Below are 26,976 nucleotides of genomic sequence, written 5' to 3' on the forward strand. Positions count from 1 at the left end.
TACATCTGTATAATATATCGACACACATGTTCCGTGAATGAATATATGACATCTGAATTTCAGAAAATTTCACTTAACAACGCATAACGTTCAAAAAGAAAGGTGCTGCTTCGCCAAATACACAGACGAACATTTTGCAGTTTATAAGACCGTGAAGAATCTCGTTTTTCCATAATGCAGGCCGCATTCTATTTGAACCAACGATTCGTTCATTAATATGTAAATGAACCGCATTTTCGGAATCAGGGAGGACATTTCTCTTTCTTTTTGTTAAACTAGTTTGGGTATCTATCAGTTTATACATAGAAAGGTGAAGATTATGCTTAAAAAATGGTTATGGGGGACAGCCCTGACCTTGGTAATTACTGTAATAGGAGTGGTTGTCTACTACGGATATTCCATTGTTCATTTTGCCAATAGCATCTCGACTGCATCCAGTGCCTCATCCACTTCTAACAATGACTCAGGCAGCACTCCAACCCCCGATACTCCCGCAGCGGTCATTCCGAAATGGGACGGCGAAGAGAGAGTAAATATTTTACTGATTGGCGGTGACTCCAGAGGGGATGACGCGGGGCGTTCAGACTCGGTGATGGTTGCTTCCATTGACCCGGTTTCCAAAAAAGCCCATCTGTTTTCGGTGCTTCGAGACACGTATGTGGAGATTCCAGGCCATGGCAAAAGTCGTCTTAATGCGGCCTTTTCCTATGGAGGAGCTGAATTAACCAAACAAACGGTCAGCAATCTGCTTGGCATTCCCATTCAGCACTACGTCTATACAGACTTTACCGGATTCATGGCTCTCGTTGATGCACTGGGCGGCATTGAAATTGATGTAGAGAAAGACATGTATTACACGAGTAAAGCCGACAAGCATATGTATGATATTGATCTGAAAAAAGGGCTGCAGCATATGGATGGCAAAACGGCCCTCCAGTATGTTCGTTTCCGGCATGATGCGACCTCCGATTTCACACGGACCCAGCGACAGCGCATCTTTATGACCGAACTTGCCAAGAAGATGCAGAGCACCACTTCTCTCTTTAAAATTCCTGAGATGCTGGAAGCAATCGCCCCTTATATCAAAACGGACCTCAGTCCAACGCAAATGCTGAAACTGGCTTCGCTAGGCTTCGATCTTCGTGTAAACGAGATCGATCAGCAGCAGATTCCGCCGAATAAGCTGCTGACAAACGAACGGGCCGGGGCTGCTCAGGTATTAGGTGTAAATGTCCCTAAACTTCAGGCTTACATTAAGAAATTATTTGAGAATGACAATCAGACTCCGGGCAGCTCATCTTCTGATGAGTCCAGTGAGTGACAATGCCATAAACAGTAAAAGGGCGGCTTAGGCCGGCTTTTTTAGTTCCTATTTTCGCCATTTAATGCAGCCTTAATGTTTGGAGGGTAGTCTTGTATGATGACCCCGGCCGGAGAAGGGAGGATTGTGGATGAAACTGCCAAAAATAGCCGAATGGACTGAACTGCGCGGGTTAGCTTTCCTGGCCATTGTCATGCAGCATAATATTGCAGAGTACATCTACCGGGCAGACATTGAGCAGCCTGATTCCGTTATGCTGACCATGATATATCATTTGACGAGGTTTGGTACCCCCACCTTCGTGTTTCTATCTGGTGTGATGCTGTTCTACCACCACCGGTACGTCAAACCTGATTATCCCCGGTTCATTGCCAAGCGGTTTGGTGATATTTATATGCCCTTTTTCATATGGACACTCATCTACTGGTTAGCTGTTCGTGTGTTCACCCCTGCGTTCTGGTCTTCAGGCATGCCGGATTTGGGAAGTTTTGTCCGTGAGCTGTTTATGCCGCAGACCGGATATCACCTTTGGTTCGTTCTAATGGTGTTTCAGTTTTATATTCTGTTTCCGCTGTTTCTCGCGGGGGCCCATGCCGTCCGGAAGCGGCTGAAGAATCTCAAACGTTTTACTTCGATGCAGCTGACGGTATCCATCATCCTGGCGGCAGCCCTACTGTACATGTGGCTTATGAAATGGTCATACTACGATATGCCTGATTGGACACGATGGTGGTCTGAACCTTGGTCTGGCCTGTTGGAATACCGTTCCTATTCATGGATTATGTACTGGTTTTACTTCTTGCTTGGCGCTGTCTGTGCCTGGACGGTGGAGAACTGGAGAAGCTGGACGGTGAGGGCGCTCCCTTGTACCACTGCCGTTTTTATTGTGATGTATATCTGGCTTGGCTACGATGTGCTGCGCGGGTCGGAAGATACGATGAACCTGAATATTTCTACTTATCTGAAACCGAGCACGTTTATTAATATTATGGCTCAGATGTTTATGTTCTACGGTTTTCTGGTGCTGCTGCGGGGTAAGAACCTGTGGTTAGAGCGCATACTCACCTGGATTGGACGTTACTCCTTCGGGGGCTATCTGGTTCATGCTCTCGTGATCTATGCCATTGCCTATGTTACCAGACCACTTCAGCTCAGCGGATGGCATTTACCCGTGACCATACTTTCCTTTGCTGTCACAGTTGTTACTTCGCTTGGTATCAGTTGGGCATTGTCCAGGCTGCCAGGCTCCCGCTTCACGGTTGGATTAGTGCGAACTCATAATAGAAAACAGCAGTCGGGCTCATACGGAAGTATGCCCGCGCATGGAAGAAAGTCATTCCCGGATCAAAACTCAACACCAGGTTCAGCTGTCAAAAATCAGATCCAGGAGACACCTTAATACGATAACAGCCAGCATCCAAATCTTTAAAAGAGATGGTCCATCTAAACGTATTACCAAAGAAAGAGCGTCCCCCATCCGGAGGATGCTCTTTCTTTGTATGCGCAGCTGCTTACTTCACTTCGTTTACAGCTGAACGTCCTGGTACATTCCCTGGACGGACCGGAACCGGGTGACCCTGATGCTTTTGATGAACAAATTTTTGCAGATCACCTGTCAGCTGCTCTTTAAGCTGATTCACCAGTTGTGTTTCGCTAATCCCCTTCGTTTGGGCGATTTCTGCCAGCGATCTGCCAGCCTGCAGCTGTTCATGTAATTGTTCGGTCGATATGCCGATGTAACGTGCGATTGCTCCTTTATCAAGCATGGAATGTTTCCCATGGTGTGTGAATTCACGCCGTAATTCACGAAGCGGTGTGTTCACAACTTTTTTCAATTTCACATCCATATCAGCTTTGGCTGCCGCGGCTTGTTCCTTCGTGAGACAGCCTTCGGCTGCGGCTCGATCAAGGCGCTCTGACAGCGTCGGCTTTAATTTCTGCAGCAACTGTTCCTCACTAAGACCTTTGCGTTCTTTGGCAATCTGGGACAAAGTCCTGCCAAGTTCCATCTGCTGCTTTAGATCGCGAAGTCCAATACCGAGCAAATCAGCAGTCTCACCGATCATAAACAGACCGTGCCCCGCATGCATACAAGGTTTTTTATTTCCTGCGGCTGATTCTGTCCGGTTCCCGTCTACCTGCTCCGAAGGAACAGCAGGACCAGCTAAAGCAGTCTGGCCCGGTGTAACGGTGATCATGGCAGCCGCTGCACCGACTGCCAGCCACGATTTCCAATTTTTCATTGCTTATCCGCCTTTCCTGTATCGATATCCTATGCCTCCCTAGTTTGGACCCAAATTCCAACTTTTTATGCTATAAAATGCAAATCGCCACCCTTTTTCTCACAAATGATCACAAAAAACCCTATTTTTTTCAATACAAATGAGCTATAATGTATGTATCTTCTTGAGATTACTACATATTCCATATTTTGATCAGGAAGGACGTTGCCCTTATGCAGCGAGAATGGCTAGATCCGTATATGTTTGACGTGAATGCCTTGTTCGCTTCAACTGAAGAGCGGCTTCGGCAATACCCCGATCCACTGGCAGCACGTGCACTTGAGCAGCTCCGACTGCTCCACCCCGTAACGAAGGGGACAGGACACAGCTGCATCGGGTATATCACTCCGCTCTGGATGCAGTACACGGATGGACTTCCATCGGAACAGGCTCATCAGCTCAGTACAGCCTGTCTGCTGCACATGCTGTATTTTCTTAATCTGGATGACGTTATGGATGAACCGACTGAGAATGCCGTGCTCAAGTTGTCTTTAGGAAATCTTTACTACATCGATGCAATCCAAATCTATGGTGCATTATTTGAACCCGCTTCTGATTTCTGGAACTATTTCAGACAAGTTCTTCAAGAATGGGCCGTAAGTGTGAATGGGGAATTACACATCGATTATTTCCAGCAGCATCCGCTTCTCATCGCCCAGAAAGCATCACCATCAAAAATAGGAGCCATCGGTTCTCTGCTTCTGTTGGAACAGCCTGAGCGAATCGCTTCGGTCTGTGATGCATTGAATATCGTGCTCATGACTCTTCAGATGACGGATGACTTTACAGATATGAAACAAGATGCTGTGCATGGCAGCTACAACAGTTACCTCTCTCACATATCCGCAGCACTCCATCAGGAATACCGTGCTCACTCACTTCACGAATCTGCTCACCATAATGTATTTAATTCACAATTCATGAACACATACGTAGATATTGCACAGCAGTACAACAGCGCACTTACATCTTCTAACGCAGCCTTACCGCAATTCACTGTTTTTAATTCCGATCTGTGCGGCAGACTGGTACAAGCTGTTCAGGATATAGAAGATCACAAAAAAAGGCTCTATCAAGGCGGGTTTCACTACTGGATCAGCGAATTACAACCTCAAGCTTCGGGCAGGAGACAAGCTGATTCAGTTTAATCTAAATATGAAGGGAATGTTGGCGATGATGGTATTAGAAAAAACGCTGCAAGAGGAAATTATTGAAAAGGCTTGGACAGACGAACAGTTCAGACAACAACTTCACTCCAATCCCAAGCAGGCGCTTCGCGAAGCATTCGGGATTACAATTCCTGATCATATCAAGGTTCGCACGGTCGAGGAGCAGCAGAATGATTATGTACTTGTTATTCCTCCTAATCCTTCCAAAGTTAATTATGACGTCAATTGCGGTCCGTGGAGAGATTAAGCCGGTCCATTAGGTAAAATTGAATCCTGTATGAACTAAAACAGGGGTAGAACATTAAGCTGTGATCCTACTCGAGTTCGTCATTTGACGAACTCGGGAAAAGATACTACAGCTTCTGTTCCTACCCCTTTTGTACTTGTAAAACTGATCTGTCCATTCATCGCTTCTACGATGCGGAAGGTAACCATCATGCCTAATCCGGTGCCTTTAATTTTGTTGGAGAAATACGGTTCTCCCAATCGGGATAAAGCTTCCTCACTCATCCCTTCCCCGTTGTCTCTGACATGCACCTTGACTTTACCATCCTGTGAATAAGCCCAGATATCGATCTGGCCTTGTCCCTGCAATGCCTCAATGCTATTTTTGATGATATTGATAAAAGCCTGCTTGAACTTTGAGGAATTGCCTCGAATATGAAGACTTGGAGGAATATCCGTTGTAATTTTCCCACCTTCAAGATTAGCCATGGGTACAAGAATACCTTCAATATGCTCAAATTCATGTGCAATATTCAGAGATATAATATGATCAAATTCCGGTTTGGCAAAGGTCAGAAAATCGGTAATAATGCCAGATGCCCGGTCCAGTTCCTCCAGCGCAATCCGCACATATCCTTTATTTTTGTTATCCTCCTGCTCTGTCATAAGCTGAAGAAATCCTCGCGTAACCTGCAGCGGATTACGAACCTCATGAGCAACAGAAGCAGCAAGCTCGCTAATAATCTCCATTTTCTCGGATCGCTGCAGTTCATTATTAAACAGCTCCAGTTCCTTGGAGTATTCCAGCACTTTATTATGCTTTTCGGCAAAACGACTTCCAAGAATTGCGATCAAAGAGATGACAAATGCAACCATGGACCATTTCCACCATAACAGATGATATGTCCCGCTGCGCTGAAAGTACCACAGCAGTTCGAGTACGCTGATCAAAGAAAAAACACCAAAACCAGAGGCTAATAAAATAGCTTCACGGCTGCGCTGCAGCGCTTTGGCAATCGTACCTACGAACAGAATGGTCAGCAGAATCACCAGCACGATGCCAACCACCCGCTGCACGAGCAGACTGTACAGCAGATCCCACTGCCCTCCCGAAACTACATATATAAACAAGGAAATCACAGCAATAATGGAATAAGCCCATTGAATTTTTCTTAACTTGGTAAATATACCGTATACTCCAGGACCAATAACTTGTTCAAAGAAATAACAAAGAGCGGGCATCCCCAGCAGCATCGCCAGATCAAAGAGAACAGAGTACAGGTCACCGTAGACTTGATAGAAGGTATACAAGAATTGCGAGTAAGTGATCACCATCGTGCCGATGGAACCCATGACAACACATAAGGATATCCATAATCCTTTATGAAACTGTCCCAGAAAAAATGTGCAGCTCAGCATAATAAGCGAGGTGAATACAAAAGTCGCACCTAAAATGACATCAATCAGACCGTTATGGATATACTTCTCCTGCAGCATGGAATAGGGGCCGACCTGAACATCACCTTGGATGCCTACCCATCCTCTCTCATTTTGAGCCCATACATAAAGTGTATTTCCAGAGTTTTCAGCCGATAACGGTAAAAAGACGGCGTTATTGTCGTAATTATAATGAAAATTCTCGTATACCTTCCGGTCTTCCAAATAAATTACAATATGATTACCTCTAATATTTTCAAAACGAATGGCCGAACTTCCATCATGCAAACGAGGTATCGTCAGACGTGTCCATAAGGAGACGGAAGACTTTTTATCACTACCTGTTATTCGGTCAGGACCCTTCTTCTCCCAAATTTCGTTCTCACCCTTAACCTCACTTATGAAGCCCTGATCTCCAGCGTTTCCCCATTTCACTTCCCATCCTGTAATGGTTACAGGCTGCTGAATCTCTTCTGGCGCGGCAAGCACGAGTCCATGCGGCATGCCCAGAATCATCCATACCGTCATCCACAAGATGATGATCGCTTTGGGCACATTTTTCATCCACAGCACCTCAAAGTTCTTATTTTCTCTTATTCATTCTCCTCATATATCATTCGCCGTCGTGAATCATGTCACCTTCTTAAACAAAACCTTAATTCACATAAAAGTTCATTTATAGTCATTTTTCCATTTTATTGTTATTCAAATCCGTTAATCTCGCAGGTCTTCAAACTGATTTTCAATCATTTCACGTTCCTTCTGCTCCACTTTCGTTCGAAATTCAAGCCACTGCTCCGTCTCTTCATCATCATAAATGGTCCATATATCCGAGAACAGAAAATCACGTAACTGAACAACCTGTCCCGACCAAATTCCACCGACCCAGAATAATCCATCCGGTCGACGAATGACAGTACGAGAGAATCCGGGTGTGGACGCTTTCTGTCCAATCCGAATCCGAGTAATCATATTGCCGAGTGTGAACCAGTCCACAGGACATCCCCCTTTATGTATTCAAGCTTCATCATAACATAGGCAAAACAAGAAAAGCTGTAAAAAACAGATGCTGCGATTCAATCCTTTTGATCATGTGTAATGGTTTCTCAAAGCAACACTCACCAAACAAGGAGATGATTACAATGAATGAGCCCCATCGTACGGTAGAAGTTGAGCATAAGGATGTTCAGCATAAATCGGATTCAAGTATGGTCGCTTCTACATTTATTAAATATGCCGCATACATCATTATCTTTTTTGGATTTCTCTACTTCCTCGTGAAGTATGTTTTCCCGAAATTTTAACGAATTTTGGACATAACCCTTTGTATTTGAGGGAATACTATCCTGCTTAAAGTAAGAACAATGTAGAATACACGATAAAAAACGTATGCCACATAACTTGTGCGAAAGGAAGTGTCTCTTATGTCTGATAAACCAATCAGCAGTGTTGAAAGTGAACGTTATTATGACCGCTACCAGAGGTCTCGCGATATCCCGCCCGAAACGGAAGTACCTGCAGGAGATATGGATACTTTTGATGAAGTTTCCGGGCAGCGCATTGATATGGAAGATTCAGAACTGCCGCCTTCTCCTGCTGCGGATGAGGAAGGTCTGGAATCACGTTTGGCTGAAACGCCGCTGGAATCTGTACCTGATGCGGATTTAGTGCAGCCCGGCAGTCCGGTTGACCCTGCCGCACCCGATCCGGATGCCCTGCATGGGACAGATCTGCTGAATGGAGCCGGAGCCGATGCCAAACCACAGCAAAATATGCTGCCGCCGCGTTAAAGCTTCACCCTGCATATTCTGAAACAAGGAGGTGCTGACATGACCAAAAATGCTCAGGGAAGATCAAGTAAACAACCGGATAATCTCGTCACCGAGCGGGATATCGATCCTGATTTCGGGCTCTTTACCGAAGACTCTTTCCCGGACGCACTGGAGGATAAAGATCAGCGAGAGGCGATCGAACACGCCATCCCCAAGGAAGAGCGTTCCGCTTCCGTTAAACCCTCTTCGGATGAATCATAACATTATGAAACTGAATCGCACAGACAGCACGATATGAACGATTCCCATATGCGATTTGTGCTGTAACATTACGCTGCAGAAACCTCTTGGATAAGGGGTTTCTTTTTTTAGTTATTTTAAAAGTTGGCCTGAGTTTTTACAGAAAAAAGATGACTGCTGCATCTTCAGCGTCATCTCTCTGTCCTGAACTACAGCGGCTGTTTCTCGGCAGACTTGCCTGCTCCAGGAAGCTTGTGTTCAAGTCTGGACCACTTCACCACAACTGCGGTAGCCAGAAGTGCAAGACCATTAATAATAAATATCCAGCGAATAGGAAGCCAGCCGCCAAGAACACCTCCGATAATCGGTCCGGCCATCGTCCCGATCTGGGCTGCCGACTGGTTCAAACTAAAAGCCCGTCCCCGAAATGCCGGTGCAGTCACCTGCACAATCATCGCATTGATTGCAGGGAATACAGCCGCAAAAAAGAGGCCATATACAAACCTGAGAATGCCAAAAGCGACATAACCCGTCGTGAAAAACTGCAGCAGGTTACCTACAGCTCCGCCTACAAGTCCAATAACCAATACTTTCCCAAACCCGATTCTCGATCCAAGCTTGCCCCAACGGGGAGCCATAATAACAGTCGCTACTCCTACCGCCGAGAAAATAATGCCGGAGCTTAACGAAGCCCGGTCAGGCTGAACACCCATCTCCATGACATACACCGTTAATAACGGCTCCAAAATCATGACCGAGAAAGTGCAGATCCCCATCATGCCCAGTACAGTGACAAATACCCGGTTCGCTCTGGCCTCACGAATATCATCCATGACATGTGAGCGCGCCTTATTCCGATTGAAGTTCTCTTCTCTGACCCAGAATGTCGCAATAAGTGCAGACACCAGCACCACAATCGCCGAAAATAGAAATGCACTCCGGTTGCCATAATAATGGCTGACAAATCCGCCGATTAACGGACCGATGATACCGCCTGTCGCACCCGCAGTTGACATGATGCCTAAAGCGTACCCCGTCTTCTCTTCAGGTGTGTTTGTGCCTACGAGAGCAATTGCAGCTGGGACAAATCCGGCAAGCAGCCCTTGAAACAATCGAACAACAATGAGTGAATACGGGTCCTGTACAAAATAATTAATCAGATACAGGACAGCAAGGCTGTACCCTGAACGAATTAACATTGGTTTACGTCCGTATTTATCAGCCAATGATCCCCAGAAAGGCGACACAAGCGCACTTGCAAGAAACGTGATGCCAAAGGCCAGCCCTGACCAGAACTCCAGATGATTGCGAACGCCCAAATCGCTGCTTAGAAATAAAGGCAGAAATGGAATAGAGATCGAATATGCCGTGCTGCAAAAAAAGACACCGATCCACAAAATAATCAGATTACGCTTCCATGAGAAGTTCATACCCGCACGTCCTTTCCGTAGCTGACGCCGGGACTGCCGTATATGGAGAGGACGGAACAGACCCGTACGTCCCCCTGATGCGGAAGCATTTTCCTTATTTTACACCTATGCTCTCTTGAAGACCATCCCCAGTTCACCAGTTGAACACAGCTTGCATTGCCATGCTGCACCCGGAAACGGTATGATAGTTGAAGAACGAACCAAGGAGGAACCTATTCATGTCTTTACGGTGGAAAAAAACAACCGCAGTTTCGCTTCTTCTTATGCTGCTGCTGATCGTTATGAGCGGGTGTGGACGCCCTGCCAGCAATGCTTCTTCACAAACCCAGGTTCCAGCCCCGCCCGAGGGCCCGAATCCCGTGGCATCGATTGAGATGCAGGACGGACAGAAGATTGTCATTGAGCTTTACCCTGAGATTGCACCAAATACGGTATACAATTTCATATCACTGGCGAACAAAGGGTTCTATGATGGCACCATCTTTCACCGTGTTATTCCAGGCTTCATGATCCAAGGTGGCGATCCTGAAGGAAGAGGCACAGGCGGCCCAGGGTATGCGATTAAAGGGGAATTTACCTCTAACGGTCACAAAAATCATCTGAAACATACACGTGGGGTCATCTCGATGGCTCGCGGTGACAATTTGGATTCAGCTGGTTCCCAGTTCTTTATCATGTTAGGTGATGCGGATCATCTGGATAATGCTTTCGCCTCCTTTGGTAAAGTGACTGAAGGTATGGATGTTGTGGATGGTATTGCAGCACAGCAAACAGGCGAAGCAAATAAACCGGTTACCGATCAGGTTATGAAAAAAGTAACGGTTGATACGCACGGCCTTGAATATCCGGAACCGGTCAAGATTACAGAAGACAAGAAATAACAGACTCTCCTGCAGCAAACAAAAGCTCTGTCCTGTGCATCTGGCACGGAACAGAGCTTATTTAATGATAGCGTTTACACAATTGATTAGATCAGCCTGTTTTCTTTCAGTACTTTTGGTCATGTGCTGCATTCTCAATACAACCATCCTAATAGGCGCAGCCAACCAATAGCTGCAATCCACAACGGGAAGCTGAAGGCCCCCCCCCATGCAAGCCCTTTCAACAAACGATGGTCTGTCTCCACGAACAACGACTCCTTTCTCCGGGGATAGTCGCAGTATCGGTAACATTATATGATTTTATACTCGTTTCCATTCGCCGTGACATACCCTTTTTCCTGTATCTATCCCGCCTTTGTTCTATCATTTGTTATGCATGGACTGCGGATCTTCATGGAATGCGCATCTTCATGGAATGCACATCGTGAACCTGATATACTATGACTACGAAACGATATAGACTATGATTCATGTTTGGAAAGGAGATTTTCCTATGGCAAAATCCAGAAGACACACCCCAGCGCCCAAAGCTCAGACACAGGACAAACCCGCTACGCTGAAGGATCTGCTCAGCAGCGATGTGCTGGAGAAGCTCAAAGCGCAGGCCAATGAAGCCAAAGCTGCCGAGGCGGAACGTAAAGAACAGGAACGTTTACAGGCAGAGGAAGCTCGTAAGGCGGAGCAGAAGCGTAAGGATAATGATTTTGAGTACTTGCTGAACAACAGCTCGATGGACTGGAAGAAACATAAGTAATATTGGAAGCAAAGAGAACTACACCTCTACCTCCACTCCCTCCTATAAAATGATACTTATAAAGCTGGTTATATGATGATGACTGGTTAACCGACAGGACCCAAACAGGGTCCTGTTTTTTAATATATATACATATGATTCATCACCCCCATGCCGGGTATTTAGAAGTAGAGTGTCCAAGGATAACCTATATATGGAGGGATCAGTAATGGCTGAACAACGTTTGGAAGGCAAAGTAGCGATTGTGACTGGAGGCGGCTCAGGCATCGGGAAGGCTTCTGCGATCCGTTTCGCCGAACATGGAGCCAAAGTATATATGTTGGATCGTACACCCGAGAATGCAGAGGAAACCAAACAGATCATCGAAAAAGCAGGCGGAGAAGCTTACGTCATTGAATGTGACATCTCCAAGCCGGAGCATGTACAGAAGGCGATGAATCAGGCTGCTGCAGAAGCTGGCCAGCTGGATATCGTTTTTGCAAATGCAGGTATTAATGGTGCGATGGCTCCTATTGAAACAATGAAAATCGAAGATTGGGACCAGACGATGGAGATTAACATGCGCGGCACGTTCGCAACGGTGAAGTATGCCATTCCTCATCTGAAGGAACGCGGCGGGAGCATCATTATTACCAGTTCGATTAATGGAAACCGCGTATTCTCCGGTATTGGATTTTCTGCATACGCTTCCAGCAAAGCTGGTCAAACCGCTTTCACCAAAATGGCCGCACTCGAACTTGCCCGTTATAAAATTCGCGTGAACGCAGTCTGTCCGGGTGCAATTGATACGAATATTGATGACAATACCTATCCATCCGATGACCTGAAGGATGTTCAGATACCAGTGGAGTTCCCTGAGGGACACGAACATCCGCTTAAGGGTGAACCGGGAACATCGGAGCAGGTCGCTAATCTGGTGCTGTTCCTCGCCTCAGACGAAGCCTCTCATGTGACAGGTACACGAATCTACGTAGATGGTGCTGAATCACTTCTTCGTGGTTGAACTCCATAAATTAAACAAACCCGCAAAAGCTTTGGATGACCAAAGCTTTTGCGGGTTATTTTAGGGTGTGTCTGAAAACGCTGAAGGAAGCCAATTTTGCCGAATTTTTGTTCCATGCCAGGAAGTTTACCGCAGGCGTGCCGGGGCACGTCAAGGGAAACTGACGCAGCATGGGACGAAAGGGGGAAAAGATGCACTTCAGCGGGTTTCAAGACACGCCCTAGTTAAAGATGAAGTTTCATGTCAGCCTTTGGAATGCAGCTGCGGCTGCTTGACCTTTTTTCCAGCCATCCGTTTCAGCCGCTCTGGAATGGCAAAGAGCAGCAGGTATAACAAGGAAAATAACACCAGAGCAAGAAGCTCCTCACCAAGAATGTAGACTGGATAAGGCCCAAGCACGTCTAACACGGAAGGTGTGTTCGGTTTATGTCTCAGAAACATATAATTCGCACCCAGTAAAACATCAACAATATACACCACCAGCGCCGCGACATTCACAAATATCATGGAGCCTGCAACTGATCGCCATCCTGGACGAAGCTGTTCCACCAATGTCATATAGAGCAGAGCAAAAATGATCATTGCATGAGCCGTAAAAAATTGGATGAAGCGAAAATGAGCAAATGCATAGCCCAAATTCGGTGTTACAATGGCCATCAGGGCACCTGCGATACCTGAGAAAAGCAGAGCAGAATACAACCATCTTTTGCGTGTTAGCAATAACAGTGCTGACAATAATAACGATAAGCTGCACAGCTCCAGCGGAAGTGAAGTCTGCAGGCTCCAAATCCCTCCATACACATACCAAAATTGCAGCAGGATCTCGCAGCCAATCATGAACCCCGCCAGCCCCATACGCGTAAGCTGGCTTGAACGTTTAGACATAGAACGGAGCTGACGTCTAAATAGAAATAACAGGAGAATCAGTACAGCGATGATGACGATCGATACGATATGTGAAGTCGAGAATGCTGCAAAAGGCTCTGCATCATACGGGTCAAGCCAAGATGGGTAGGCCATGCCTTTCCTCTCTCCTTTTGATCAGGTTAAAAGGGACTATTTCCTTACAATAGGAATGGTAACTTTTCTCATTCTGCCACCGAATCAGGTAACTGTCCACCTTCATATAAAATAAATATTGTATTATAAATATCTTTATGTTAAGATAAAGCCAAGAACAAAACATACAAAAAGTTAGTAACTTTAAATATGATAACTGAAAATGTGATTAACCTATCTTTGGAGTACTCACATTAGCGCTCCATGACATTCAGGATTTTTCGTAGGACTTCACTTTATCTCTAGGAGGAATATATTATGCTTATTAAAGGACTTCATCACGTATCCGCACTCACAGCACATGCTGATCAGAACTACCGCTTCTATACGGATATCATGGGCCTGCGCCTGATCAAAAAAACGGTCAATCAGGATGACGTCTCGGTCTATCACCTGTTCTATGGAGATGAGAAAGGAAATCCCGGTACAGAGCTTACTTTCTTCGAGATTCCGATGGCCGGGCGTACACGTGAAGGTGTGAACAGCATCTCGGCTACTTCCCTTCGTGTACCAAGCGATGCAGCTCTTGCCTATTGGGCGCAGCGCTTCGACGAATATGAAGTACCTCACGGCGAGATCATGCAGCGCGGAGGCCGTGCGACATTGGCATTCACAGACTTCGAAGGCATGCGGCTGATTCTTGTATCTGACGAACATAACACGGGTGTTGCAGGCGGCAAACCTTGGGATCGAAGCCCTGTACCTGCAGAATATGGCATCGTAGGTTTGGGTCCAATTCATCTGACTGTACAGGATGCTTCACTCACCGCACCTGTCCTCACCGAACTGCTTGGATTTAGAGCAAAAGGCAGCTATCCTGCTTTTACATCCGGTCAGCCTGATGTGCTTGTATTCGAATCTGGTGAAGGCGGCAGCGGTTCAGAAGTTCATCTGGAGGAGCGTAATGATCTGGAGCTGGAACGTCCTGGACGCGGCAGTGTTCACCACGTAGCCTTCCGTGTCGACAATGAGGAAGAATTGAGACAGTGGGTTGACCGCGTGCATCAGTTCCAGTTCCCAAGCTCCGGTTTTGTCGATCGCTTCTACTTCCGTTCCCTGTACTTCCGTGAAGCAAACGGTATTTTGTTCGAGCTTGCTACAGACGGCCCGGGATTTGATACAGACGAGGATTTTGCCACTCTTGGGGAATCCCTTGCACTTCCTCCATTCCTGGAAGGACGCCGTGCCGAGATCGAAGCAAACCTGAAACCGCTGGATACGATGATTCGTTAATGTTCATAAGCACAAGGTAAACCAGCAATAGATTGTAATCACTAATGAATATAAGAAAAACGATGCTTTCATCATGCAGCTCAGAATTCAAACCTGGGTTCAGAGCCTGCCTGATGAATCATCGTTTTTTATGTTTGTGTTCCGTAAGAAGTTTTACTTGGTCAGATACGAGGTCGTGAGCGGTACAAACAGAGCTGAACCCGGATCTTCAGATACAATCTCGACATAGACAGCGTCTGTACCTTTCACATCCACATCAAGACTCATCATACCGGTTTCCGGAGTGATATTGAATTTTTTGAGAGTCGCGAGGTCCTGATCGTAGATATGAATCTCCTGATTTCCTTTCAGCGCGGCAAGTTCCAAGTGCAGAGAAGAATACTTTTTACCTGTATTGATCTGAATATCTTTTCCCTGCTTCGTAGGGTCATTATGCAGATAAACATCCTTATAATCCTTGCCTTTGTATGTGGTATCCGCAGGATCTTTAGTGTGCCAAGCGGTCGATCCCAATACGGATGTTCCAAGTACACTCAGCGTTACTTTTCCGTTTGTTCCTGGCGCAGGCGCAGATCCATTCGTTCCACCGATCAGGACGGATGAAGTTGCACCGTCATAATTGATCTCGGTTCCAAGCAGTGTCCCAACCGCACGCACCGGCAAATACGTTGTTCCGTTATATGTGATCGGCAGAACGGTCTTGCCATTCGCATCCTTGGCAGTCACTGTTTCACCGTTCAGCTTCAACGTAATTTTACTGTTCAGATATGCCTTGATCTGCTCCAGACCTGTTGCCGCCAACGCACCTGTACCTATCCCAAGCGTCAATGTGCCCACCATCAAACCGAGTACGACTTTTTTCTTCATCAAAATCCCTCCCAGACGTTTAAATGAGTTGTCCTTTATACATTTAAACGACTAAAGCGTGAATGTCAATTGTTTTCAGCATTTTTTCGAAACTTTTTTATATTCAGACAGCACAAAATGAGGCTGTAGTCACTCCTTTTTTTTCAGCCCCATCCGATGGTCATGCTTGCCATGACATGCTCCGTATTTTTATAGGTAATCCAATCTATATCGTTGTGCTGCAGCACAATTCCAACCTTTACTCAATCAAATGACTCGTAGTATTCCTCTTCATATACTTCCATACTATATTTTAAATCGCTCGCCTTCCATTCCCCATTCTGAAACACATAAGAAAACGTTAAATCGCCGGCATACAGCCCATCGCCATATGCCCCCGATGTAGAAACAACAAGCTTGTTATCCTCTACACTATAATAAGTCACACGACCAAATTGTAATTTCTCATAATACAGTACATCTCCGGCTGCCTTATCCACACGAGAGGACTCCTCTGGAACCCCGTTCAAGGTCACCCCAATCTCGATCTGGTCGGAGGTTACCGTAACTTTGGACTCCACACGTTCCTTCACAATCTCATCTAAAGTCTGCATCTTCATTACTTCCAGTGAAACCGGATCAAGAATGTGTGCCTGACCCAGATAAATTCCAGTGCCGTGCCCCTCCGAATACAACACCACAATCTCTTTTTTACCGTCGCCGTTCAAATCCAGTTCATGTACTTCAGGTTTGTACGAACCCCCCTCTGCTCTCCAATCACTAAATTCACGCTTTTTGCCGTCTGCCTCAACCACAAGGCCATTATATATATATCCCGAACCCTCAACACTCATCGGGTACACTCGAACGTTGTTATTCTCAGGTGCTGTCGAAACGTCATCTGCTTTAATCGGCATCATATCTTTAGCCTTATCTTTATTGCTGTTCACTGCATGGTTCATTCCATCTATATGGGAAGCCTCGACCGCTGCGGTCTGGCTGGATGATTCATCTATATTAAGCTGTTGTTGCGACTCATTTGTCGTTTTGGCAGTCGAAGTTACCGAAAGTGCGGCAACCGCCAAAATAATCATCAGCAGGATACCTGTCCAAGTTTTCAATATACTGGGCTCCTTCTTCTGTTGTGATATTCCTATTATATCTTCATTTATCGCCTGCGCGCTGCAATTTTGTTAATCTTTCTTAAAAAATCTTTACAAATCTTCAATCACACGAAAAAACGTTCGTCTTTAACCAAAATAAGCTAATTTCCCGGAAAATAAAAAGCATTTCGGAGACAGCTCAAGGCTGCATCCGAAATGCTTTGGTTTTGTCGAGCAGTCGATCTGTTAACTGCCTAAGCTCTTCTGCTGAAGAAGAGATTTCCTCCATGATTGCGGTCTCCTCATGCGCAGCATCCATAATGCGCTTAGCTTCATCCGAGAAGGAAACGGCTTTCCCTTGAATCTTTTTCACATGGCCATGGGTTTGTTCCACACGCCCTGTCTGGTCAGCAATTTTGGAACCGATATCATGGGCACCTTTCATAAATACTTCAACCGTGCCTGTAAGCTCATGCAGTGTCTGATCGACGGAAATGGTTCGCTGCGACTCATTCACAACCAGTCCATGCTGTTCATGGCTGAGCTGTACGGTTTCACGGATTCGCTCCTGCACTCGGCTGATCAGCTCATTAATGCGATGCACCGAATCTTTACTCTCGTCAGCCAGCTTGCGAATCTGCTGAGCAACAACCGCGAAGCCCGCGCCCTCTTCTCCGGCACGTGCCGCTTCAATGGAAGCGTTTAAAGCAAGCAGTCCGGTTTCTTCAGCAATATTTTTAACGGATTGGGTAATCACTTCAATATCCGAAGCTTCCTTCTCCAGAAGCAGCATAATATCACGGGATCGATTGTGAGATGCTGCCAGCTCGTCCATGCCTTTCATGAGCGATGAGAAGGTGCCTTTCGTATGATCCACCGAACGTTCCATCTGACCAGAGAGTTCTGTCATACCTACGGACTGATGCTGCATCTTCTGAAAATCACTTAACATTTCATCCGCTGTAATCAGGGAATGATGAGAAGTCACTTTCTGATCTTCTACACCGACCGCAATATGATCTACCGCTTCTGACATCATCTCAATCTGTTCGGCTGCCTGGGTAATTGCTTCACTTAAGGACTGAGCATTCTGAGAGGTTGTCCGTGTACTTTCCGCAATATCGTTCACGATGCTTCTCAGATTAGAAACCATTACGTTGAAAGCATCATATAATACAGTAAGCTCATCCTGAGTGCGGCGCTGCGGAATCTCCGTCGTCAAATCTCCGGAGGATACCTGCTGCGCTGCACGGGACAGCTGCACAATCGGACGAGTCAGATAGCGGGAAGCCAACCATCCGAGAATTCCGTTCCAGCATACTCCCATAAGCAGAACAATCGATATGTATAGCCAGCTCGGCATATTAAGCGAAATCCAATCCTTGACAAAAAAAATAAAAAAGCCGCTAGTTCCGTACGTAATAATTGAAATCAGTATCAAACCTGCGACAGTCTTAGCCCCTAAAGTCCACTTCATGTTCGCACCCCGTAGTCCTTTTTTCCTATTTTACCAATCATGTACCAAATATCATGTGACATATATCACTGAAAACGCTCTATTCACCTCTGACCAATCGTCCATGAATGACTTTCATACCATTTAGCTCATAATGAATAAGACAAGCTTGGTACCCTCCCCCGCTGCTGTAATTAATAAAACAAAATTTAAATTCCCCAATTTAAATTATTATCGGTTACAACGAAAGAATCATTTAGCTTGGCATCTATTTTGCTTAAATGATATACTGAGTGCGCTTCAGCAGCGCTGGAGCAGAACTATTTTGATGATGCCAATGGAGGCGAACGAGATGTCTACTATGTCCACACGGACGGAGAAAGATTTTATCGGCGAAAAAGAAATCCCGGCTTATGCGTACTATGGAATTCAAACGGTGCGGGCTGTAGAGAACTTCCCGATTACCGGCGTTCCGGTGCACCGCGAACTGGTTACGGCGCTGGCTGCTGTTAAGAAGGCAGCGGCTATGGCGAACATGGAACTGAAGATGCTTCCGGGCAAAATCGGTGAAGTGATCATTATGGCAGCGGATGAAATGATGAAAGGCCATCATCTCGATCATTTTATTGTAGACTCCATTCAGGGCGGTGCAGGCACCTCCATGAATATGAATATCAACGAAATTCTGGCCAACCGCGGACTCGAACTGTTAACCAAAAATAAAGGGGACTACTTTCACTGTAACCCCAATAATCATGTGAACATGTCCCAATCTACCAATGACGTTGTACCAACAGCCCTGCGCATTGCAGACCTATCGTCTATCGGAGACACTGCTGGGCACGATGAAAAAACTGCAGGAGGCCTTTCGCAAAAAAGAAGTCGAGTTCAACGATGTGGTAAAAGTAGGGCGCACCCATCTTCAGGATGCCGTACCGATCCGCCTGGGACAAGAATTCGGTGCGTATGCCCGTGTCATTGGAAGGGATATCGAACGACTTGAATATGCCAATAAACGCATGCTCACCATTAACATGGGTGCAACAGCTGTAGGAACAGGACTCAATGCCAAACCGGAATACATCGTCAAGGTTACCGAGTATCTGTCAGAGGTCACCGGCCTTCCGCTGCAGACCGCAGACGATCTGGTTGATGCGACCCAGAATACAGATGCTTATCTGGAACTCTCGGCGGCTCTGAAAGTATGTGCAGTCAGCCTCTCCAAAATCTGTAATGACATCCGCATGATGGCTTCAGGCCCGCGTGCCGGACTGAATGAGCTGCTTCTGCCGCCACGTCAGCCGGGATCTTCCATCATGCCGGGGAAAGTCAATCCGGTAATGGCAGAGGTGATTAATCAGGTATCCTTCCAAGTCATGGGGAATGACCATACCATCTGTATGGCTTGTGAAGCTGGACAGTTCGAACTGAATGTGATGGGCCCTGTTATTGCATTTAACCTGCTGCAATCGCTGAAGATTATGAATAACGGGATTGATGTATTTACACGGTACGCCGTGGAAGAGATGGAAGCCAATCGGGAGCGCTGTGAGCTCATCATGAAACAAAGCTTTAGTGTCGTGACAGCCCTGAATCCTCATTTGGGCTATAATGTAGCTGCCTCCATCGTAAAAGAAGCACTGAAAACCGGGATGACCCTGCAGGAAATCATTCTGGAGCGAGGTTTGCTGACCCCTGAGGAATTGGAAGAGATTTTACATCCGGAACAAATGACTACACCTGGGATTGCCGGAGAACATTTCCTGCGTAATATGGAGCGCTTGTAAGTTCTCTAAGCTTAAAGGGAGTCAATGAAATGCCCTGTTATCCGTTTATTCGGTTAACAGGGCTCTTTTCTTTGAGGTACTTCACAGGTTGGTTTTAAAAAGCATACTCCGGCTTCTTCTCATCGCTTGGTCCGGGGAGAGGAAGCCTGATCCACTGGATGGCTGTTCCAGCGTTTTCGTTCCAAGGAAGGCAAAATCCGAAGTTCTTCCCTGTACTTCGCAACAGTTCGCCGGGAAAGAAGGATGCCTTCATCAGCTAGAACAGTAGCCAGCTGGCTGTCTGAGTACGGCCTATTGATCTGCTCGGTTCGAACAATTTCCTTTAGACGTCGTTTGACAGCGGATGCGGACGTCTGCTGTCCTGATACGGTTGATATGCCGGAGTCAAAAAAGCTCTTTGCCTCATAGATTCCATAAGGAGTGTGTATATATTTACCGTTTACAGCACGGCTGACCGTTGATTCATGCATATGAAGTTTCTCAGCAATAACCGCGAGATTAAGCGGTACCAGCGCATCAAGGCCCTCACTCAAAAAGTGCTTCTGCTCATCCATAACAGCCATCAGCACACGAAGCAAAGTCCTGCGCCTCTGCTGCACACTGCGCATAATGGCCCTCGCTTCTGACACCCGATTCTTCCAGAGTTCGCCGGGAGCCGAATCTCTGACCCAGCTGCTGCAGGCTTCATTCAAGGATACACGCGGATTACCTGCTGCAAGCAGTCTGAACACCCTCTCTCCGTGAAGCAGTTCCACGGCAGCATCGGGAACAACATAATGCGGGCGTTCAGCAGCTCCAATGCAGCGGCACGGCTTGGGGTCCAGCTGCGTGATATAGTTATACGCCGCCTGTGCTTCCCGCGAGGTGATGCCAAGTCTGTCTCCCGTTCGTCCAGGATGGAAAGGAACCAACGCCTCCAGGCCTGCCTGCACCATCTGCTCGGCGTACGGCGCTGCAGATGCATCACGGCGAATCTGCAGCAGCAAACATTCCTGCAGATTCCGTGCTCCCACCCCCGGAGGGTCCAGAGACTGCAGAACGTCCAGCCCTGCATTCAGCTCACTCATGGATACCTTTAATACAGTCTGAATGTCTGATAATTCCATCTTCAAGTATCCATCATCATTTACACATCCGGCCAAATAGACAGCCGCCTTCTCCAGTCCGTTCGGCATACTCATTAGGCGAATCTGCGAAGCAAGGATTTGTTCCACCGTAGGCTCTGTTCCTTTGGCCTGAAGTAAAGGATCATACGAAGTATGCCATTGCGTATTGTCTCGCCGCACTGATCTGAACGGGTACGCGGGCTGATCTTCCAGTTCAAGCAGCGGATTATCCGCTGCGGCTTCCTGCAAATAACGATAAAGCTCCTGACCAGACATGGTCAGCAGATGAAAGGACTGTTTCATCTCCGGCGTGATGGACAGCCGGAACCGCTGTTCCTGCACCAACTGAACATCTAACATCCGTCGCCCTCCTTATGTCAAGCTGGACATGAATTGAACACAGTGCGGTGCGCTATACGTTAAAGTAATGCCTTTTCTCCGGAACACTTCCATGACAATATAACCCGAAGAGCATCCGCTTGAATATCCCGTCTTCAATATTTTCATGGTAATTCGAAGTATTGTAAAAAAGGGATTTGCAGGCATATTACCATACAGTTCATTCATTGTCAGCATGTTAATACAGACATGCCGCATCCCGCTGCATTAATACTTTTCAGATACCAGCTTCGCTTGTGTAAACAGCAGCAGATAATCTCTGCCTCCTGCTTTGGAATCCGTTCCCGACATATTAAATCCGCCGAACGGATGGGTACCCACCAATGCCCCCGTGCACTTGCGGTTAAAATACAGATTGCCCGCAAAATATTGTTGTCTCGCCTGCTCCAGATGGGCCCGATTGCGCGAAATCACCGCACCCGTCAGACCGTAATCCGTATTGTTGGCAATCTCCAGAGCATCCTGAAAGGAATCGGCTTTAATAAAGGCCAGTACCGGGCCGAATATTTCTTCCTGGGCAATCCTGGCCTGCGGGTCCACATCTGCTATTATGGTCGGCTCAATAAAATATCCTGCAGGATCTCCCGTACCTCCGCCATGGACCAGACGCCCTTCCCCTTTGCCAATCTCGATATATTCTGTGATCTTCGCGTAAGCCTTATCGTCAATAACAGGTCCCATGTAATTTTCAACTTCGAGCGGGCTTCCCAGCGTCAACTTCTGCGTACGTTCAATCACTTTTTGCAGTACTTCATCATATACATCCTTATGAATTATGGCACGGGAACACGCCGAACATTTTTGGCCCGAGAAACCAAAAGCCGAAGCTGTAATGGACTCGGCCGCCAGTTCCAGATCGCTATCTTGATCAACTATGATCGAATCTTTGCCGCCCATCTCGGCAATCACACGTTTGATCCATTTTTGGCCCGGAGCAGTACGCGCAGCCCGTTCATTTATTCGCAGACCCACATCCCGGGAACCGGTGAAGCTGATAAAACGTGTTAGTGCATGGTCGACCAGATAATCGCCCACTTCGCTTCCCGGCCCGGGCAGGAAGTTCACCACACCGTCCGGCAGCCCCGCTTCTTCCAGCAGTTCAATAAACTTGGCTGCGATGACCGGTGTCGTGCTCGCAGGTTTCAGCACGACTGTATTACCCGAAACCAAAGCCGCCGAGGTCATGCCTGCCATAATCGCCAGCGGGAAATTCCAAGGTGGAATAACGATACCTACACCGAGCGGAATGTACGTCAGTTCATTATCTTCCCCTGCAATGCGTACAAGAGGCTGCGGCTCACTGAGACGTCTGCATTTCCCGGGCGTAAAACTCCATGAAGTCAATGGCTTCGGCGGTATCCGCATCCGCTTCCGACCAGGTTTTGCCCGCTTCATAGACCATCCAGGCGGAGAACTCGTGCTTGCGGCGGCGCATAATCGCAGCCGCTTTGTACAGATAACGGGCCCGTTCATTCGGGTCCGTATGTTTCCAGGTGCGGAATGTCTCTGCCGCCGTTTGAATGGCCTTCTCGGCCAGCTCCCGATCAGCTTGATGAATCGTTCCAACCACCTGATCTTTGGCTGCCGGGTTGACGGAGGTCAATGTGCGGCTGCCGGTTATTTTTTGCCCACCAATTATCATCGGATATTCCTGTCCCAGTTCGGATTCAACCTTACGCAGCGCTTCCTCAAAGACTTTCCGGTTCGCTTCTACCGCAAAAACTGTAAATGGTTCGTTAACAAAAGGGATATTCATCAATGATTCCTCCTTCAAGATGCGGGTTCTGCCGCTATATCGCTGCTTGGATTCATGCAGCACTTACGTCTCAATCAAATATATGAAGCAAGAAGCGTGCCAACTCCGCTTGAGAATGAATTTTTTTTGATTCACGGAGATAAAAATTTCCATAAAAAAATTAAGGCAAAACCACTGCACACAGCAGCTTTTGGCACGTTTTTTGCTAGATATATGAAATACACAATCATGAATGATTAGGGAGGAACCACGATGAGTGTCGGAACGGAACTATACCGTAAAACGTTGTTAACCGTGGCTGGCAATAAAGCAGTAGAAAACCTGTCGCTCAAATACGGGAAAAAGCTCGCTGGTAAGTTTATTGCAGGCAGTACGCTGGAAGAGGCACTGGATGAAATTCGCACTTTAAACAGCAAAGGCATTATGGCGACACTGGATCACTTGGGCGAGGGTATTACCCAATTACGTGAAGCGGCGCTATACCGTGATGAATATGTGAGGCTGGTAGACGGCATAGCGCATAGCGGCGTTGACTCCAATGTTTCACTCAAACCGACGCAGATGGGGCTGGCACTTGATCCCGAAGAGAGCTATCAAAATATTCGTACGGTTGCAACCCGGGCGAAGGAGCACGAGCTCTTTGTACGCATTGATATGGAAGATAGCCCGTTCACGCAGGCCACACTCGATATGGTGCGAAGGCTGCATGCGGAAGGGCTTGATAACACCGGCACAGTACTGCAGGCTTATCTGCATCGAACGGAAGAGGATACTCGCGATATGATTCGGGAAGGCATTCGCCTTCGCCTCGTCAAAGGCGCCTACAAAGAGCCTGCTTCTGTCGCTTACCAGAGCACGACCGAGGTCATTCATCAGTTCAAAACGATGATTCGCCATCATCTTGACCAAGGTGTATACACAGCTGTCGCCTCACATGACGATCACATCATTAACTGGACAAAACAATACGTGAAAGATCGAGATATTTCTCCTGAGGCCTTTGAATTCCAGATGTTATACGGTCTGCGCATGAGTGAGCAGGAACGTCTGGCACAGGAGGGTTATCGTATCCGCTGTTATGTACCCTATGGCACGATGTGGTACCCGTACTACACCCGTCGTCTGGCCGAGAAACCTGCTAATCTCTGGATGGTTGTTAAAAATATGTTTCGCTAGAATGCACATAAAAAGCGCTGTTATGCCATGCAATCCACTCACCCTGGAGGGCATGGTTTTTGCCACTTTTTTAAATGACAGCTCCATCACAATTCGTCACCGAATCTTCAAACCGCATATATGTCTAAAAAATAAGAATAATCAAATTAAATGTCCGAAATTTTAGACTTAATTCTCGAAATTACGGTGTATTCTTCTCCGCTGCATTATTCTCTTCTCTCTCCAGCAGGTATTTCGGCTTATTTAAACACTTCAAAAGTGTCATATAACTTAACATTCATCCCGTGTATATTTTCTATAAAAAGTTATATTTTGTAGTAATATCAATATAAATCCTCATCTCCGTCTAATGAAATCGTATACATAAATTCCTCACTTCGAAGTAACCGTTCCCAAAAATAACATACGAACAGCAGATGTCAAAAAATATATACACAACACCCTGCAGACGATATACTATTTATAAATTCAATCACTTTAATCCGTATGCTGTAATGAGGTGATCCTGATGAGACATTTACTTCCCACTTTGAACGGACTAACGCGGACAGACATGCAGATCTACAATGAACTTCCCGTTAACGGACATTTCCTTTCACCAACACATCCAGATTGGGATATAACGACAGCGCGTCCTGTTTTTGCGCGTTCTGCTGCCGGAGCTGCTTATCTCTGCTGTTCGTCCCCTAATCAGCCCAGCTCGCTCATGGAGGAATATCCGTCTTCCATACTTTCTTCCGAGTCATCAGAATCCAACAAGGATCTGCTTCAACTAATGCTTCCTGTCCCGGTGATTTCGTCTTCCACCCCACTTGCACAAGCGATTCCATTGTTCGCCAAGAGCCCTGTTCTGCTCATTAAAAATGATCGTGACGAATGGGAGGGGTATATCTCCGCATCTGATGTCATGTCTTCCCTGCTTCAGGCTCATCGGCTGATGGAAGCCTATTTGGAAACCACGCTCGAGACAGCAGGCTCTGCACTGTCGTTAATTAATGAGGAAGCAAAGGTGGCCTACTGGACATCCGGCGCGGAGAACATCTTTTCTATTCGTAAAACCGATATTATCGGTGAGCCAGCCGCCAACTTTTTCCCTCCAGAACGGCTCCAATCGCTCAAAACGTTATATACCGGTGAGACCGTCTACCGTAAGCAGCATCAGCCAAGACCTGATCTGTTTGCGCTGATTAACGCCCGCCCTGTCAGACTGGACGGCCGCATTGTCGGAGCAGTTGCTGCCGAAGTGGACATTACAACCGAAATTCGGCTGCATCAGGAACTGCTGCATATGTCCTCCAAGGTACAGCATTTGGAAAAAGCGGTTGCCCGGCTTCGTCCCGAGACGGATCCATTCGCCCGTATCAAAGGCAGCAGTCCGATTATCCGGCAGTGTCTTGACACGATCCGCAAGATCAGCACCACTCCTGCTACAGTACTCATTATGGGTGAAAGCGGTACGGGTAAGGAGCTGTTCGCCAAAGCCATCCATGATCTGCGTGAACCGCAGACCGCTCCTTTTATTGCGATTAACTGCGGAGCCATTCCGGCTTCCCTGTTTGAAAGCGAATTGTTCGGTTACGAGAAAGGTGCTTTCTCCGGGGCTGATCCCAAAGGAAAAAAGGGGAAAATCGAACTGGCGGATGGGGGCACGCTTTTTCTGGATGAGATCGGTGAGATGCCTTCCGAACTGCAGGTAAAGCTGCTTCGCGTGCTGCAGGAACGGAGTTATTTCCCGGTTGGAGGCACCCGCATCAAACAAGCCAACTGCCGAATCATTGCCGCGACCAATCAGGACCTCCCTGCCATGATTGCCCGCAATCAATTCCGTGAGGACCTTTATTATCGCCTGAATGTCATCAATCTCATCATTCCGCCGCTCCGGCTGCGTAAAGAGGATGTTTACGAACTTACTCAGACATTTCTGCAGGAGTTCTCACTGCTCTACAATCGTCATATTGAAGTGATTCCTCCGGAAGTGTTCAAGCTGTTATTTCAATACGATTGGCCCGGTAATGTCCGTGAACTGCGCAACGTGATTGAACGTCTGACCATTCTGGCAGTGGATGGCGAGATTAAGTCGGAATATTTGCCTGATTCGCTGATCCCTGCAAACGCTAACGAAAAGTTTGAAATGAATCCTACAGCAGATAACCTCATCTCTGCAGGCCAAGCAGGAGCAGATCAACCACAGGTGACGGAGAAACTGCAGCATGGAAACACGTCGGAGGATGCTGCAGTATGGGACGCTCCCGGCAGTCAAGCAAGCTCCGAAGATCCGGGACTCTCTTATCAGCAGCAGCTGGATGCCTATGAGGCTCGGCTTTTGCAGCAATATCTGGAGGCTGCGGGAGGCAATAAACGAACATTGGCGAAGCAGCTCGGCATCTCCAGGGCTACACTGTATAATCGCATGAAACGGCTCGGTCTATAATACGCCGCAGGTGCCGATAGGCGGATTAAATGAACGAATGCACAGCTTAAAAACCCCGCAGTAACGGACCACCTGCCGTTTCGCTCGGGGTTTTAGACATTTCCAAAAAA

22 protein-coding genes and 2 pseudogenes are annotated in these 26,976 nt (G+C 47.0%); 14 read left to right on the forward strand and 10 right to left on the reverse strand.

Annotated elements, in window-relative coordinates; all coding sequences use genetic code 11:
* The first annotated feature begins 319 nt into the window (after positions 1–319).
* Both ABXS70_RS20325 and ABXS70_RS20330 read left to right on the forward strand, forming a co-directional pair.
* Positions 320–1,321 carry an LCP family protein gene (locus tag ABXS70_RS20325; RefSeq protein WP_342554564.1) on the forward strand — a complete coding sequence of 334 codons (1,002 nt, stop codon included), beginning with the start codon at positions 320–322 and terminating at the stop codon, positions 1,319–1,321.
* A 130-nt stretch (positions 1,322–1,451) separates the two neighbouring features.
* The gene (locus tag ABXS70_RS20330) at positions 1,452–2,720 is read left to right on the forward strand and encodes an acyltransferase (RefSeq protein WP_342554563.1); all 1,269 of its coding nucleotides are present in this window, start codon (positions 1,452–1,454) and stop codon (positions 2,718–2,720) included.
* 112 nt (positions 2,721–2,832) lie between these two features.
* Here ABXS70_RS20330 and ABXS70_RS20335 read toward each other — a convergent pair whose 3' ends face one another.
* Positions 2,833–3,564, reverse strand: coding sequence for a hypothetical protein (locus tag ABXS70_RS20335; protein ID WP_342554562.1), 732 nt, complete (start codon positions 3,562–3,564; stop codon positions 2,833–2,835).
* 212 nt (positions 3,565–3,776) lie between these two features.
* Between ABXS70_RS20335 and ABXS70_RS20340 the strand changes: the two genes are divergently transcribed.
* On the forward strand, positions 3,777–4,751 hold the full coding sequence (locus ABXS70_RS20340; RefSeq protein ID WP_342554561.1) for a hypothetical protein: 975 nt from the start codon (positions 3,777–3,779) through the stop codon (positions 4,749–4,751).
* 25 nt (positions 4,752–4,776) lie between these two features.
* Positions 4,777–5,019, forward strand: coding sequence for an NHLP leader peptide family RiPP precursor (locus tag ABXS70_RS20345; protein ID WP_342554560.1), 243 nt, complete (start codon positions 4,777–4,779; stop codon positions 5,017–5,019).
* Between the two features lie 80 nt (positions 5,020–5,099).
* On the opposite strand, the gene ABXS70_RS20350 is transcribed toward ABXS70_RS20345, so the two are convergent.
* Together ABXS70_RS20350 and ABXS70_RS20355 are read right to left on the reverse strand one after the other, a co-directional pair.
* Positions 5,100–6,998, reverse strand: a complete 1,899-nt coding sequence (locus tag ABXS70_RS20350; protein WP_342554559.1) for a HAMP domain-containing sensor histidine kinase — start codon at positions 6,996–6,998, stop codon at positions 5,100–5,102.
* Positions 6,999–7,148: 150 nt separating this feature from the next.
* Complete coding sequence (locus ABXS70_RS20355) at positions 7,149–7,430, reverse strand: hypothetical protein (protein ID WP_342554558.1); 282 nt, start codon at positions 7,428–7,430, stop codon at positions 7,149–7,151.
* Positions 7,431–7,576: 146 nt separating this feature from the next.
* On the opposite strand from ABXS70_RS20355, the gene ABXS70_RS20360 reads away from it, so the two are divergent.
* From ABXS70_RS20360 to ABXS70_RS20370, 3 genes are all read left to right on the forward strand, one after another.
* On the forward strand, positions 7,577–7,738 hold the full coding sequence (locus ABXS70_RS20360; protein ID WP_017690239.1) for a hypothetical protein: 162 nt from the start codon (positions 7,577–7,579) through the stop codon (positions 7,736–7,738).
* A gap of 120 nt (positions 7,739–7,858) precedes the next feature.
* A complete protein-coding gene (locus tag ABXS70_RS20365) occupies positions 7,859–8,224 on the forward strand; it encodes a hypothetical protein (protein ID WP_342554557.1) in 366 nt (121 codons plus the stop codon).
* 39 nt (positions 8,225–8,263) lie between these two features.
* A complete protein-coding gene (locus tag ABXS70_RS20370) occupies positions 8,264–8,467 on the forward strand; it encodes a hypothetical protein (RefSeq protein ID WP_342554556.1) in 204 nt (67 codons plus the stop codon).
* Between the two features lie 188 nt (positions 8,468–8,655).
* On the opposite strand, the gene ABXS70_RS20375 is transcribed toward ABXS70_RS20370, so the two are convergent.
* The gene (locus ABXS70_RS20375; RefSeq protein ID WP_366290408.1) at positions 8,656–9,876 is read right to left on the reverse strand and encodes an MFS transporter; all 1,221 of its coding nucleotides are present in this window, start codon (positions 9,874–9,876) and stop codon (positions 8,656–8,658) included.
* A gap of 218 nt (positions 9,877–10,094) precedes the next feature.
* Between ABXS70_RS20375 and ABXS70_RS20380 the strand changes: the two genes are divergently transcribed.
* The 3 genes from ABXS70_RS20380 to ABXS70_RS20390 all read left to right on the forward strand — a co-directional run bounded on the left by ABXS70_RS20380 (position 10,095) and on the right by ABXS70_RS20390 (position 12,514).
* Complete coding sequence (locus ABXS70_RS20380) at positions 10,095–10,757, forward strand: peptidylprolyl isomerase (RefSeq protein WP_342554555.1); 663 nt, start codon at positions 10,095–10,097, stop codon at positions 10,755–10,757.
* A 493-nt stretch (positions 10,758–11,250) separates the two neighbouring features.
* Positions 11,251–11,511 (forward strand): YqkE family protein, encoded by a 261-nt coding sequence (locus ABXS70_RS20385; RefSeq protein ID WP_342554554.1) that lies wholly within the window; start codon positions 11,251–11,253, stop codon positions 11,509–11,511.
* A 208-nt stretch (positions 11,512–11,719) separates the two neighbouring features.
* Positions 11,720–12,514 carry an SDR family NAD(P)-dependent oxidoreductase gene (locus ABXS70_RS20390; RefSeq protein WP_342554553.1) on the forward strand — a complete coding sequence of 265 codons (795 nt, stop codon included), beginning with the start codon at positions 11,720–11,722 and terminating at the stop codon, positions 12,512–12,514.
* Between the two features lie 243 nt (positions 12,515–12,757).
* On the opposite strand, the gene ABXS70_RS20395 is transcribed toward ABXS70_RS20390, so the two are convergent.
* Positions 12,758–13,534 (reverse strand): TIGR02206 family membrane protein, encoded by a 777-nt coding sequence (locus ABXS70_RS20395; protein ID WP_342554552.1) that lies wholly within the window; start codon positions 13,532–13,534, stop codon positions 12,758–12,760.
* 297 nt (positions 13,535–13,831) lie between these two features.
* Here ABXS70_RS20395 and ABXS70_RS20400 point away from each other — a divergent pair, with 297 nt between their 5' ends.
* Entirely contained in the window at positions 13,832–14,806 is a 975-nt protein-coding gene (locus tag ABXS70_RS20400) for a ring-cleaving dioxygenase (RefSeq protein WP_342554551.1), read from the forward strand.
* A 153-nt stretch (positions 14,807–14,959) separates the two neighbouring features.
* On the opposite strand, the gene ABXS70_RS20405 is transcribed toward ABXS70_RS20400, so the two are convergent.
* From ABXS70_RS20405 to ABXS70_RS20415, 3 genes are all read right to left on the reverse strand, one after another.
* A complete protein-coding gene (locus ABXS70_RS20405) occupies positions 14,960–15,673 on the reverse strand; it encodes a stalk domain-containing protein (RefSeq protein WP_342554550.1) in 714 nt (237 codons plus the stop codon).
* Between the two features lie 242 nt (positions 15,674–15,915).
* Positions 15,916–16,773: a hypothetical protein gene (locus ABXS70_RS20410; protein ID WP_366290413.1), complete on the reverse strand. Its 858-nt coding sequence runs from the start codon at positions 16,771–16,773 to the stop codon at positions 15,916–15,918.
* Positions 16,774–16,954: 181 nt separating this feature from the next.
* On the reverse strand, positions 16,955–18,232 hold the full coding sequence (locus tag ABXS70_RS20415) for a methyl-accepting chemotaxis protein (RefSeq protein WP_342554548.1): 1,278 nt from the start codon (positions 18,230–18,232) through the stop codon (positions 16,955–16,957).
* A gap of 331 nt (positions 18,233–18,563) precedes the next feature.
* On the opposite strand from ABXS70_RS20415, the pseudogene ABXS70_RS20420 reads away from it, so the two are divergent.
* A pseudogene (locus ABXS70_RS20420) lies at positions 18,564–19,998 on the forward strand (aspartate ammonia-lyase).
* 119 nt (positions 19,999–20,117) lie between these two features.
* On the opposite strand, the gene rpoN reads toward ABXS70_RS20420, so the two are convergent.
* Positions 20,118–21,464 carry an RNA polymerase factor sigma-54 gene (rpoN, locus tag ABXS70_RS20425; protein ID WP_366290416.1) on the reverse strand — a complete coding sequence of 449 codons (1,347 nt, stop codon included), beginning with the start codon at positions 21,462–21,464 and terminating at the stop codon, positions 20,118–20,120.
* A 246-nt stretch (positions 21,465–21,710) separates the two neighbouring features.
* A pseudogene (gene pruA / locus ABXS70_RS20430) lies at positions 21,711–23,259 on the reverse strand (L-glutamate gamma-semialdehyde dehydrogenase).
* Between the two features lie 252 nt (positions 23,260–23,511).
* On the opposite strand from pruA, the gene ABXS70_RS20435 reads away from it, so the two are divergent.
* Positions 23,512–24,435 (forward strand): proline dehydrogenase family protein, encoded by a 924-nt coding sequence (locus ABXS70_RS20435; protein WP_366290419.1) that lies wholly within the window; start codon positions 23,512–23,514, stop codon positions 24,433–24,435.
* A gap of 508 nt (positions 24,436–24,943) precedes the next feature.
* A complete protein-coding gene (locus ABXS70_RS20440; protein WP_342554543.1) occupies positions 24,944–26,866 on the forward strand; it encodes a sigma 54-interacting transcriptional regulator in 1,923 nt (640 codons plus the stop codon).
* Positions 26,867–26,976: the final 110 nt, after the last annotated feature.

It is taken from the genome of Paenibacillus sp. AN1007, from assembly GCF_040702995.1.
Classification (GTDB): Bacteria; Bacillota; Bacilli; order Paenibacillales; family Paenibacillaceae; genus Paenibacillus.